The following is a 12,237-nucleotide window of genomic DNA, read 5'->3' on the forward strand; positions in this document are numbered from 1 at the left end:
GGGCGGCCGGTCACCTACGAGATCGACGCACCGGCCGACCTGATCGTCGACGCCGACCCCGATCGCCTCAGCCAGCTCGTCGTGACCAACACGGTCCCTCCGCGCTCGATGGGACTGTGTTGGTCTCGACACCGCTCGCTGGCGCTCGCGGGCTCGACCAGCGGGGGCTACGGCGCCGCCGGGGTGCTCGGCGGGAGCGCCGGGTCACACGTCGGCGGGTCGCCCGGCTCGGCGGTCTGGGTGGCCGAGGCCGACGGGTTGGCCGGGTCCGTGCCGGGCACCAGTGTCTGACAGCTCGGCAGGGCCTCCTCCTTCGTCGAGACGAAGATGATCACCTCGCCGTCCTGCGCGAGCGGCGTGCCCTTGGCCGGCGTCTGCTCGACGACGGTGCCCTTGGGTTCCTCAGTGTTGGGCTCGTCCTTGACCACGGGCGTGAAGCCGGCGCTGCGGAGGATCTCCTTCGCCTCTTCGGACGTCTTGCCGACGACGTTCGGAACCTTCTTCGGGCCCTTGGAGACGGTGAGGAGGACCTCGGTGCTCTCGCCGGTGGTGACGCTCTGGTCCGCGACCGGGTCGGACTCGATCACGGTGCCCTTGTCCTTGTCGGAGGGGGCCGTCTCGATCTTCACCGTGAAGTTGTAGGGCGCGCCCTCGAGCAGGTCCTTCGCAGCAGCCTGTTGCATCCCGACCACGTTGGGCATCTCGCGGTTGGGTGGACCGGTGGAGACCGTCAGGGTGACGGTGCTGCCCTCCTCGACGTCCTGGCCGGCGGGCGGGTCCTGAGAGATCACGACGCCGACCGCGACCGTGTCGCTCGCCTCCCGCTTGACCTCACCCTTCAGCTTGGCCGTGCTCAGCTCGGCCCTCGCCTTCTCCTCGGTCAGGCCGGTGACGTCGGGTGCCGGGGTGCTCTGCGGGCCGAGGGCGGCAGGCAGGAAGTAGGCGCCCAACCCGATGAGGCCGATGATGACCAGACCGAGCAGGACGAGCACCCACGGGCGCGGGCCCTCGGGGCGGTCGTCCTGAGGCGGGTAGTAGCCACCGTTGGTGGGGTCGCCACCGTAGGGGCCGACAGCGCGGTTCTGGGCGACCTGGGTCTGGTCCATGCTCGGGGGCACGGTCGCCTGGACCGGACGTCCGGCGAGGTAGCGCTCGATGTCGGTGCGCATCGCCTGCGCGGACTGGTAGCGATCCTCGACCCGCTTGGCCAGGGACTTCATCACGATCGCGTCGAGCTCACGGGTCAGCGTGGGGTCGTGGGCCGAGGGAGGCTGGGCCTGCTCGCGTACGTGCTGATAGGCCACCGAGACCGGAGAGTCGCCGACGAACGGCGGACGGCCGGTGAGCAGCTCGTAGAGGAGGCAGCCTGCCGAGTAGACGTCGGAGCGGGCGTCGACCTGCTCGCCACGGGCCTGCTCGGGGCTGAGGTATTGGGCGGTGCCGACGACAGCCGCGGTCTGGGTCATCGTGGACTGGGCGTCGTTGAGCGCCCGGGCGATGCCGAAGTCCATCACCTTCACGTCACCGGCGGGCGTCAGCATGACGTTGCCCGGCTTGATGTCGCGGTGGATGATCCCGTTACGGTGGCTGTAGTCGAGAGCGTTGAGTACGTCCGAGCTGATCTCCAGCGCCCGCTCGGGCAGGATCTTGCGACCCTCACGGAGTACGTCACGCAGCGTGCGGCCGGCGACGAACTCCATCACGATGTAGGGCTGGGCGACGCCGTCGTCGGACTTCTCCTCGCCGGTGTCGTACACCGACACGATCGAGGGGTGGTTGAGCTTGGCCGAGGACTGCGCCTCGCGCCGGAAACGCGCCTGGAAGGTCGCGTCGCTGGCGAGATCGACCCGCAGGCGCTTGATCGCGACCACCCGGCCGAGCCGGTGGTCGGTGCCCTTGCGGACCTCCGCCATGCCGCCGCGGCCGAGCAGCTCGCCGACCTCGTAGCGACCGGCCAGGAGAGCTCCCTCAGCCATTGCCGCCCCCGTTGCCGTTGCCGCCGCCAGTCTCGTCGCCGGGGAGCTCCGGGACGCCCCAGCCGTCGGAGGATTCTCCGTCGGTCGGCTCCTCCTCGTCGCTCTCTTCCTCGTCGGGCTCCTCCTCGGCGGGAGGGGGCTCGACCACTGGGCGCTCGCCGTAGTAGCGGATGGTGATCGGGTCGCCCTCGTAGAGGTTGCGGGTCGGGTCGAGGCCGGCGACCGTGTCGGGCTCGTAGCTGCCGTCGTTGTCCTGGACCGCGACCTTGACCTTCAGACCGAGGTCGTCCAGCTCGGAGCGCACCTCATCGACGTTGCGGCCGATGTAGGCGTCCTCGTCGATCTCGACGGCCTTCGGCTCCTCCTCGGGCTCCTCCGACGGGGTGGGAGTCGGGGAGGCCGAAGGGGTGGTGGACGTGTCGTTGGCCGGAGGGGTCTTCGGGTCCATGGCGAGGGTCGAGATGATCCAGATGATCGCGACGATGACGGCCACGAGCATCAGGATGACGATGATGTTGAACGGCTTCTTGTACCAGGGCTTCTGCTCGTCGTCCTCGTCGTAACGGTCGTAGGGGTCCTGGTAGCGAGGCGGCGGCGGGCCCTCGGGACCGCCCGCGGCGCCCTGCATGCCGACGTAGTTCTGAGTGGGTGAGGGCACCGGGTCCATGACCGACGTCGCGGTCGCGTCGCCGGGCGCCGCGGCGACGACGGTGGTGGCATCGGCGTCCTGGTCGGCGGCGCCGTGACCGATCATCGCGCTGGTGAACGCGGCCGCGTCGGCGTAGCGGAGGGTCGGGTCCTTCTGCAGGCTCCGCATCACGATCGCGGCCAGATCGGCAGGGACGTGGTCGGGCAGCGGCGGGACCGGGTCGTGCAGGTGGGCGATCGCGGTAGCGACCGGGGTCTCCTTCTGGAACGGCCGATAGCCGGCCAGGCACTCGAAGGCGACCACGCCGAGGGAGTAGACGTCGGAGGCCGGGGTGGCCTTCTCGCCACGCGCCTGCTCGGGGCTGAGGTACTGAGGAGTGCCCATCACCTGGCCGGTGCCGGTGATGCCGGTCGAGGCCTGCGCGCGGGCGATGCCGAAGTCGGTGACCTTCACCTTGCGCTGCGGGGTGATCAGAAGGTTGGCGGGCTTCACGTCACGGTGCACGATGCCGGCCCGGTGCGCCGCGGCCAGCGCGTCGCCGGCCTGACCGAGCAGGTCGCGTACGACCTCGGGGGCCAGGGGCCGCCCGTCACGGATGAGCTCCGAGAGCGGCTTGTGGTCAACGAGCTCCATCACCAGGAACGGCCGCATCAGGCCGGAGGCGGTCGGCATCTCGCCGACGTCGTAGACGGCCACCACGTTGGGGTGGTGGAGCGCCGCGGCATGCTTCGCCTCGGACTCGAAACGGGAGCGGCCGATCGGATCCTCGGCGTGCTCGGGCTTGAGGAGCTTGATCGCGACCTCGCGGTTGAGGGTCGTGTCGGTCGCTCGCCACACCTCGCCCATCCCGCCGGTGCCGATGAGCTCGTGGAATACGTAACGACTCATGAGATCGCTGCCTCCATCATGGCCTTCGCGATAGGTCCGCCCAGCCGTCCGCCGGCGATTTCGCTGCGTTCGGTGCCGCTCTTCTGGACCATCACGGCGACCGCGATGGACGGGTTCTCCGCCGGGGCGAACGAGGTGAACCAGGCGTACGGCGGCTTGTCCGGCGTGGTCTGTGCGGTGCCGGTCTTGCCGGCGACGCTCACGCCGTCGATGGCCGCCGCCTCGGCGGTGCCGTTGTCGACGGTGCTGACCATCATCTGGGTCAGGATCTCGGCGGTGTCCTGCGAGACCGCAGGCTGGTTGTCGATCGGGGTCGGGTTGCCCTGGTCGATGACGTCGAGCGAGGAGGAGGTGACCCGGTCGACGAGGTAGGGCTTCATGACCTCGCCCCCGTTGGCGATGCCTGCCGAGACCATCGCCATCTGCAGCGGGGTCGCGATCACGCTCTGCTGACCGATCGCGGCACGGGCCTGCTCGGCTTTGCCGTCGTTGGGCGGATACTGGCTCTCGGCCAGCGGGCCGATGTCGTCGAGGTAGTCCTGGCCGAAGCCGAACCCCTCGGCCTGGTCCTGCATCTCCTCGTCGGAGAGCTCCATCCCGAGTGAACCGAACGCGGTGTTGCAGGAGACCTCGAGAGCGCGGGTGAGGGTGATCTGCTCGCCGCCGCAGCTGGTGCCGTTGAGGTTGGGCAGGTCGGTCGTGGTCCCGGGGAGGTCGAGCGACGCGCCGCCGTAGACCATGCTGTCGCCGTCCATGCCGAGGTTCTCGATGGCGGCCGCGGCGGTGACCAGCTTGAAGGTCGATCCCGGCGGCAGCGCCGTCTGGATGGAGCGGTTGAGCAGCGGCTCGTCGTCGTCCTTCGAGAGCTGGTTGTAGGACTTCTGCGCAGCACTGAAGTCGTGGGTCGCCAGCTTGTCCGGGTTGTAGGTCGGCGTGGAGGCCATCGCCAGGATCTTGCCAGTGCTCGGCTCGATCGCCACCGCCGCCGCCTGGACGTCGTCGCCGAGAGCGGTCAGGCCCTCGTACGCAGCGTCCTGGACCTTCGGGTCGATGGTGAGCTCGACGTTGCCGCCTGACGGCTCGGAGTTGGTGACCAGGTCGACCAGACGGTTGGTGAAGAGCTTGTTGTCCTTGCCCGACAGCACCGAGTCCTGGGAGCGCTCGATCCCGCTCTGGCCGAAGGAATAGGACATGAAACCCGTGATCGGGGCGTACTTCTTGCCGCCGGGGTAGGTGCGCTGCCACTCGTAGGTGTCGTCGCTCGGCTTGCTGGTGGCGATCGCCTTCTTGCCGACCAGGATGTCGCCGCGCTGCCGCGAGTAGGCCTCTTCGGTGACCCGCCGGTTGTCAGCCCGGTCGTTGTACCAGTTCGCCTTGAAGAACTGGACGTACGTCAGGTTCAGCATCAGCGCCACGAACAGGATCAGGCAACCGACGCTCAGCGTGCGGATGGGGCGGTTCACTTGTTCAGCGCCCCTTTGTCGAGCTTGACGATCTGGGTCTCCTCAGCGGCGAGATCTTCATCGGACGGCGCCGTCGGCAGTGGACGGCGGGACTGGTCCGAGACGCGCAACAGCAGGGCCACGATCACCCAGTTGGCGACCAGCGAGGATCCACCATACGAGAGGAACGGTGTGGTCAGACCAGTCAGCGGGATGAGCCCCGTCACGCCGCCGACGACGACGAAGGTCTGCAGCGCGATCGAGGTGGCCAGGCCGACAGAGAGCAGCTTGCCGAAGTCGTCGCGGGCGACGATCGCGGTGCGCAGGCCGCGCTCGACGATCAGGCCGTAGCAGAGAAGCAGCGCCAGAAGCGCGGTCAGACCGAGCTCCTCGCCGATCGCCGGAACGATGAAGTCGGAGTTGGCGTAGGGGATCCGATAGGGCATGCCGGAGCCGAAGCCACGGCCGATCATGCCGCCCCAGGCCATTCCGAACAGTCCCTCGACCAATTGCGTCGAGGAGGTGCCGTTGAGGGGTTCCGGGTAGTAGTCGAACGGGTTCAGCCAGGTCAGCACGCGGACGCGTACGTGGCTGAAGAGGCTGAGCGCGGCGAAAACCCCGCCTGCGAAGAGCAGGCCGCCGACGACGATCCAGCCCTTGCGCTCGGTCGCGACGTACAGCGTCACCACGAAGAGGCCGTAGAACAGCAGGCTTGAGCCGAGGTCGCGCTGCAGCACCAGGATCGCGAGGCTGATCACCCACATCATCAGCAGTGGCCCGAGGTCGCGGCCGCGGGGCAGGTCGATGCCGGCGAATCGGCGCCCCGCCAGGGCGAGCGCGTCGCGGTGGACCGCCAGATAGCCGGCGAAGCAGATCACCAGCAGCACCTTGGCGACCTCACCGGGCTGGAAGCCCACCGGACCGACGTTGATCCAGATCCGGGCGCCGTTGATCTCCTTGCCGATGATCGGGAGCATCGGCAGGATCAGCATGACCACCGCGCCGAGGCCGGCGGTGTAGGTGAACCGCTGCAACATCCGGTGGTCGGGCACGACGAAGAGCGTGATCAGGAACAGCGCCACGCCGATCGTCATCCAGGTCAGCTGCTGGCCTGCGAAGTCCGCATTCTCAGCCGCCGGGCGCGACAGGTCGAGCCGGTGGATCACGGCCAGACCGAACCCGTTGAGCATCGCCACCAGCGGAAGCAGCACGGGGTCGGCGTACGGAGCCAGCAGACGTACGCCGATGTGGGCCGCCACCAGGAGCGCGACCAGCCAGGTGCCGTAGCCGACGATGTCGACCGGGATCTCCTCCTTCACCCCCAGACCGACCGCGGCGTACGCGCCGATCCCGACCGCCAGGGCCAGGATCATCAGGACCAGTTCCGCTCCCCGCCGCGACCGGTGGACGAAAACGGGCATGGAGCTCGCCGGTGTAAAACCGCTCATGACCCGCTTCCCGCGTCCGCGGCGCTCTGGTCCGCGAGAGACTGCACCTTCTCCTGGGCGCCGGCCAGGTCCTTGCTGTGGATGCCGTCCTCGAGCTGGTTCTGGTAGGTCTCGGCCAGGTCGTCGACCTTCAGGTTCGAGGTCTGGTAGGGCTCGGAGAGGTCGAGGCCGATCATCGTGGTGGGTACGCCACGGAAGATCGTGACGTTGCCTTCCTGCTCGCCGATGTACCACTGGTTCTGCGACCAGACGAATGCGGTCGCAACGGCGATCCAGACGACACCGAGAAGGGTCAGCAGCCCGAAGGCCCAGCGCAGCTTCAGATACTTGGCCGGCGCCTGGAGCGCGTAGCGCATCTCCTCCGGGTCGGCGGCGATCGCGCCGTCGGGGATCTCTTCGTCGATCGGGTCCAGCTCGCCGGTGTCGCCCATCCGGTGACCACGGAACAGCGCGGTCATCTGACCGGTCTTGGTGGTCCTCCGCTTGAGCTCGGCGGCCGCACCCACCATCTGGGCCTCGAGGCCCGGGGACGGGATCGTGTCGCTGGGCACCACGTCGGCGACCACGCAGGTCACGTTGTCGGTGCTGCCGGAGTCGAGGGAGACCCGGACCAGCTCGACCGCTGCGTACTCCGGCGTGCCGGTGGCCAGGATGTCGGCGATCCGCGGGTCGTCCACGTAGCCGCAGACACCATCGCTGCAGAACATCAGCCGGTCGCCGGCGGCGAGGTCGACGATGAACAGGTCGGGCTCGAGCTCGCGGGTGCCGTCGAGGGCCTTGAGGATCAGGTTGCGGTGGGGGTGGGTCTTGGCCTCCTCCTCCGTGATCCTCCCCTCGTCGAGAAGCGTCTGCACGAAGGTGTGGTCGTGGGTGACCTGGTGGATAGCGCCGTTGCGGAGCAGGTAGGCGCGGCTGTCGCCCACGTGGCCGACGGTCAGCTTGGAGCCGTCGAAGAGGCCCACGGTCGAGGTCGTGCTGGTGCCGTTGAGCGTCGGGTCGTGGTCGACCAGGTGGCCGATCTCGTCGTGGGCCATGTGCAGCGCGTGGGAGACCAGGCCGATCAGGTCGTCGTCGACCAGCCCGAGGGCCGGCTCCTCGTCGAGCTTGCGCAGCTGCTGGACGGCGGTGCTGGAGGCGATGTCGCCGCGGGCAGCGCCGCCGACACCGTCGCAGACGGTGAGCAGCCAGGGTCCGGCGTACCCGCTGTCCTGGTTGTCCTTGCGCACCCGGCCGACGTCCGAGACCGCCGCGAACTCGAGGCGGAAGGGTCGTCCGTCGGCAGAGCCGGGGCTAGGTGCGGGGTCGGGGGTGGGGTCGGTCGCAGCGGTCACTTGCGCAGCTCCAGGATTGTTTTACCGATCCGCACCTGGGTCCCGAGAGAGATGGCGGTCGGCTGATTGATCCGGACGGACCCGATGTAGGTGCCATTGGTCGATCCGAGGTCCTCCACGAACCACTGGTCGCCAGAGACGGCGATCCGGGCGTGGCGGGTGGAGGCGTAGTCGTCATCGAGGATGATCGCGGCATCGCTGCCGCGGCCGATGACGATGGGTGCCTGCGAGAGAGGCACGGTCACACCGGCGTTGGAGCCGGTGGTGACGGCGACATGCGTGGGTACGCCGCGCCGCGGTGCCCTCGCCGCGGCAGCCTTGCCGCGAGCAGGCGGGGCCGCGGGCTGGCCGCCGGCGGAGGCGTTGGTGACCCGCGCGCCGAACATGTCGGAGCGGATCACCGACAACGCGGCCAGCACGAAGATCCACAGGATCGCCAGATAGGCGACCCGGATCAGGAACAGGGTCAGCTCGCTCAACGGCGCTCCTCCACGATATGCGCGGTGATGACGGTGGTGCCGATGCGCACCTGAGAGCCGTCGTCCAAGGTGGCACTCGCCATCTTCTGCCCATTGACCAGCATGCCGTTGGTCGAGCCGAGGTCATAGACCTCGACGCGCACACGGTCGCCGGCCTGCTTCGAGCGGAACTCGATGTGGCGGCGGCTGATGCCTGGGTCGTTGATGCGCAGGTCGGCGTCGGTGCCCCGTCCCACGACGAGGTTGCCGTGGAGCGGGTGCCGGGTGCCGTTGATCTCCAGGTAGGCCTGCGCGCGGCTCACCTGGGTGTCGCTCATGTCGGCGCCGGAGACCGCAGCCTGGGCGCGGCTGCGCACCCGGAACCGGCCGATTGTCAGGTCCTTCGCCTCGCCGAACTCGATGCTCACGCGGCCCGGGAAGACGAAACCCTGCGCCTCGGCGTGGTCCATCAGCTGGCGCTTCAGCTCTTCCTTGAGGTGGGGTCCGTACGACTCCAGCTTGCCGAGGTCGCTGGAGGACAGCTCCACGAAGAAGTCGTTGGGGACCAGGCGCCGCTGGCGGCTCAGCACCTGTGCGTTGTTGTCGATCTCGCGCTGGAGCGCGGCGACGATCTCCACCGACTTCACCTCGGACCGGAACGCTTTCGCGAAAGCGCCTGAGATGAGCTGCTCCAACTTCTGCTCGAACTTCTGCAGGCCGCTCACGTTGTTGCGCTCCTCTCAGGTGCCGGGGGTGGGCCGGTCGGGGTGGGTGGTCAGTCGCGTACGGGCATAGTGGTCCCCGGGATTCGGCCCGATCGTATCGGTGCACCCTAGGGGATCTGCCACTTCCCGCATTCTGCGTGGTTTCGATCCTCCCACGATCGGGTGACCACCAGCGTCAAGGCGAGCGGGGTGCCGTCGTTTTGGGTCGGTGGGCGCCCGTGGGCTAACGTTTCCTGTGCTGCACGCGCGAGTGGCGGAATAGGCAGACGCGCACGGTTCAGGTCCGTGTGTCCGAAAGGACGTGGGGGTTCAACTCCCCCCTCGCGCACCACCACCGAAGCCCCAGGGAATCCCTGGGGCTTCGTGCATTTCAGGGCGTTGAGGCAACAGACGATCACCCTGTAGGGGTGACGACGCGCACGCAGTCGATTGCGACGCTCGGTGAACACCTCACCGATGACTGGAGCACCCCGCGATGCCGAACCGTCCCGACCTTCACGCCCGGACCATGTTGCCGATTCCGGACCGACCAGCCTCGGGGCACACGACGTACGACGCCAAGGACCCAGACACCAAGTACCCGCCGATCGAGCCGCTGCTGCCGCCGGACGGCGCGCCCAACGTGCTCGTCGTACTCCTTGACGACGTCGGCTTCGGAGCGTCGAGCGCGTTCGGAGGGCCCTGCGCCACGCCGGTCGCCGAGCGGCTGGCGGGCAACGGCCTGCGCTACAACCGGTTCCACACCACGGCGCTGTGCGCTCCGACGCGGCAGGCGCTGCTGACCGGCCGCAACCACCACTCCGTCGGGATGGGCAGCATCACCGAGACGGCGACCTCGGCGCCCGGCAACAGCTCGGTGCGGCCCAACACCAAGGCGCCGCTGGCGATGACACTCAAGCTCAACGGGTACTCGACGGCACAGTTCGGGAAGTGCCACGAGGTCCCGGTCTGGCAGTCGTCGCCGATGGGGCCCTTCGACGCCTGGCCGTCGGCCGGCGGAGGATTCGAGACGTTCTACGGCTTCATCGGCGGTGAGAACAACCAGTGGGATCCCGCGCTCTACGAAGGCACCACCCCGATCGAGCCGCCCGCGACGGCCGAGGAGGGCTATCACCTCACCGAGGACCTGGCCGATCACGCGTGCGCGTGGATCCGCCAGCAGAAGGCGCTGATGCCCGACCGGCCGTTCTTCGCGTACTTCGCGCCGGGCGCGACCCATGCTCCCCACCACGTCCCCCCGGAGTGGATCGACAAGTACGCCGGGAAGTTCGACGACGGCTGGGACGCCCACCGGGAGCGCACCTTCGCGCGGCAGAAGGAGCTCGGCGTCATCCCCGCAGACGCCGAGCTGACCGCCCGCCACGACGAGATCCCCGCGTGGGACGACATGCCGGACGACCTCAAGCCCGTGCTCGCCCGTCAGATGGAGGTGTACGCCGGCTTCCTCGAGCACACCGACCACCACGTCGGCCGGGTGATCGACACCATCGCCGACCTCGGCGTACTCGACAACACCATCGTCTACTACATCATCGGCGACAACGGGGCCTCCGCCGAGGGAACCGTCAACGGTGCCTTCAACGAGATGGCCAACTTCAACGGCATGGCCGCGTTGGAGACGCCCGAGTTCATGCGGGCGAAGATGGACGAGTTCGGCTCACCCAGCTCCTACAACCACTACTCGGTCGGCTGGGCGTGGGCGATGAACTCGCCGCTGCAGTGGACCAAGCAGGTCGCGTCGCACTGGGGCGGCACGCGCAACGGCACCATCGTGCACTGGCCGGACGGGATCGATGACCCGGGCTCGGTGCGCCCCCAGTTCACCCATGTCATCGACCTCGCACCGACCGTCCTCGAAGCGGCAGGGCTGCCCGAGCCCGCCATGGTCAACGGCGTTCAGCAGTCGCCGATGGAGGGGACGAGCATGCTCTACACCTTCCGTGGCGCGAGCGAGCCGGAGCGGCACGACCTGCAGTATTTCGAGATGTTCGCCAACCGCGGCGTCTACCACAAGGGCTGGAGTGCGGTCACCAAGCACCGCACCCCGTGGGTGATGGTCGGCGGAGACCTGCCCGCGTTCGACGACGACGTGTGGGAGCTGTACGACGGCAACACCGACTTCAGCCAGGCGAGGGATCTCTCGGCGGAGCACCCCGAGAAGCTCGCCGCGCTGCAGCGCCTCTGGCTGATCGAGGCCGTGAAGTACGGAGTGCTGCCGATGGACGACCGCACCAGCGAGCGGCTCGAGCCCACGATGGCGGGAAGGCCGACGCTCGTCCGAGGCAAGACCCAGCTCTTCTTCCCCGGCATGGGCCGGCTGTCGGAGAACAGCGTGGTCAGCATCAAGAACAAGTCGTTCTCCGTCACGGCCGAGGTGACGATCCCCGACACCGGTGCCGAGGGCGTGATCATCGCCCAGGGCGGCCGGTTCGGCGGCTGGACGTTCTTCGCCCGCGACGGACGGCTCAAGTTCGTCTACAACGTGCTCGGCATCCAGGAGTTCCCTGTCGTTTCGGACTCCCTGGTCGCGGCCGGCACCCGCCAGGTCCGGGTCGAGTTCGCGTACGACGGCGGCGGCCTCGCGAAGGGCGGCGACGTCACGCTCTACGACGACGGCAAGCCGGTCGGGTCGGGACGGGTGGAGGTGACCCAGCCGATGGTCTTCTCGGCCGACGAGACCACCGACATCGGCTACGAGTCCGGTACGTCTGTCTCCTCGGACTACACGAGCCGGACCAGCCGGTTCAGCGGCAAGATCGCGTGGGTCCAGATCGACCTCGGCGACGACGTCCACGACCACTACATCGACCCGGAGGAGCGGTTCAGGATCGCGATGGCACGTCAGTAGCGATGTCACAGATGCACCGCGTGTCCCGTCTGAGGGGGTGAACATCGGAATCAACTGGACACCTGGAGACACATCATGAACATCGCCCTATGGATCGTCGCCGGCGTATTCGGCATCGCCTACGTCGCCGGCGGCATCGTCAAGCTGACGATGCCGTACGAGAAGTACGCAGCGAAGCTGGGATGGCCGGAGGACTTCACGCCCGGGAACGTGAGGTTCATGGGTGTCCTGGAGGTGCTCGGCGGCATCGGGCTGGTGCTGCCGGGGCTGGTCGGCGTGGCGCCGATCCTGGTGCCGGTCGCGGCGTCGTGCATGGCGCTCTACATGGCCGGAGCGATCACCGAGCGGATTCGGCGCGGTGAATACAAGGAGCTCCTCGGCGACCTGCTCTTTCTCGCGGCATTGATCTTCATCGCGTGGGGGCGCTTCGCGATCGAGCCGTTCTGAGCGGAGCCCACTTTTGAGTGATGCG

At 68.3% G+C, this 12,237-nt stretch carries 9 protein-coding genes and 1 tRNA gene; 3 read left to right on the top strand and 7 right to left on the bottom strand.

Features of this window, described 5'->3' with window-relative positions:
* Window positions 1-167: 167 nt before the first annotated feature.
* Genes pknB through AB0F44_RS21795 form a run of 7 tightly spaced genes read right to left on the bottom strand, consistent with a single transcriptional unit; the run spans window position 168 to window position 8,917 of the window.
* Complete coding sequence (gene pknB, locus AB0F44_RS21765) at window positions 168-1,976, bottom strand: Stk1 family PASTA domain-containing Ser/Thr kinase (protein WP_357358771.1); 1,809 nt, start codon at window positions 1,974-1,976, stop codon at window positions 168-170.
* Window positions 1,969-3,513, bottom strand: a complete 1,545-nt coding sequence (locus AB0F44_RS21770; RefSeq protein WP_357358772.1) for a protein kinase — start codon at window positions 3,511-3,513, stop codon at window positions 1,969-1,971. The genes pknB and AB0F44_RS21770 overlap by 8 nt, the downstream gene beginning before the upstream one ends.
* A complete protein-coding gene (locus AB0F44_RS21775) occupies window positions 3,510-4,976 on the bottom strand; it encodes a penicillin-binding protein 2 (protein WP_357358773.1) in 1,467 nt (488 codons plus the stop codon). Before AB0F44_RS21775 ends, AB0F44_RS21770 begins: the two co-directional genes overlap by 4 nt.
* Window positions 4,973-6,376, bottom strand: coding sequence for an FtsW/RodA/SpoVE family cell cycle protein (locus AB0F44_RS21780; protein ID WP_357358774.1), 1,404 nt, complete (start codon window positions 6,374-6,376; stop codon window positions 4,973-4,975). The genes AB0F44_RS21775 and AB0F44_RS21780 overlap by 4 nt, the downstream gene beginning before the upstream one ends.
* Before the next feature lie 23 nt (window positions 6,377-6,399).
* A complete protein-coding gene (locus AB0F44_RS21785; protein WP_357358775.1) occupies window positions 6,400-7,734 on the bottom strand; it encodes a protein phosphatase 2C domain-containing protein in 1,335 nt (444 codons plus the stop codon).
* Window positions 7,731-8,213, bottom strand: coding sequence for an FHA domain-containing protein (locus tag AB0F44_RS21790; protein ID WP_141802030.1), 483 nt, complete (start codon window positions 8,211-8,213; stop codon window positions 7,731-7,733). Before AB0F44_RS21790 ends, AB0F44_RS21785 begins: the two co-directional genes overlap by 4 nt.
* The gene (locus tag AB0F44_RS21795) at window positions 8,210-8,917 is read right to left on the bottom strand and encodes an FHA domain-containing protein (protein ID WP_160026076.1); all 708 of its coding nucleotides are present in this window, start codon (window positions 8,915-8,917) and stop codon (window positions 8,210-8,212) included. The genes AB0F44_RS21790 and AB0F44_RS21795 overlap by 4 nt, the downstream gene beginning before the upstream one ends.
* A gap of 244 nt (window positions 8,918-9,161) precedes the next feature.
* Here AB0F44_RS21795 and AB0F44_RS21800 point away from each other — a divergent pair.
* From AB0F44_RS21800 to AB0F44_RS21810, 3 genes are all read left to right on the top strand, one after another.
* Window positions 9,162-9,248 (top strand) — tRNA-Leu (locus tag AB0F44_RS21800).
* A gap of 177 nt (window positions 9,249-9,425) precedes the next feature.
* Entirely contained in the window at window positions 9,426-11,765 is a 2,340-nt protein-coding gene (locus AB0F44_RS21805) for an arylsulfatase (protein ID WP_357358776.1), read from the top strand.
* 75 nt (window positions 11,766-11,840) lie between these two features.
* Window positions 11,841-12,212 (top strand): DoxX family protein, encoded by a 372-nt coding sequence (locus AB0F44_RS21810; RefSeq protein WP_357358777.1) that lies wholly within the window; start codon window positions 11,841-11,843, stop codon window positions 12,210-12,212.
* Window positions 12,213-12,237: the final 25 nt, after the last annotated feature.

The sequence above is a fragment of the Nocardioides sp. NPDC023903 genome (assembly GCF_040639295.1).
Classification (GTDB): Bacteria; Actinomycetota; Actinomycetes; order Propionibacteriales; family Nocardioidaceae; genus Nocardioides.

Coding starts and splice junctions, on each gene's coding strand:
- pknB (WP_357358771.1), bottom strand. CDS start 1,976: ATGGCTGAGGGAGCTCTCCTGGCCGGTCGCTACGAGGTCGGCGAGCTG.
- AB0F44_RS21770 (WP_357358772.1), bottom strand. CDS start 3,513: ATGAGTCGTTACGTATTCCACGAGCTCATCGGCACCGGCGGGATGGGC.
- AB0F44_RS21780 (WP_357358774.1), bottom strand. CDS start 6,376: ATGCCCGTTTTCGTCCACCGGTCGCGGCGGGGAGCGGAACTGGTCCTG.
- AB0F44_RS21805 (WP_357358776.1), top strand. CDS start 9,426: ATGTTGCCGATTCCGGACCGACCAGCCTCGGGGCACACGACGTACGAC.
- AB0F44_RS21810 (WP_357358777.1), top strand. CDS start 11,841: ATGAACATCGCCCTATGGATCGTCGCCGGCGTATTCGGCATCGCCTAC.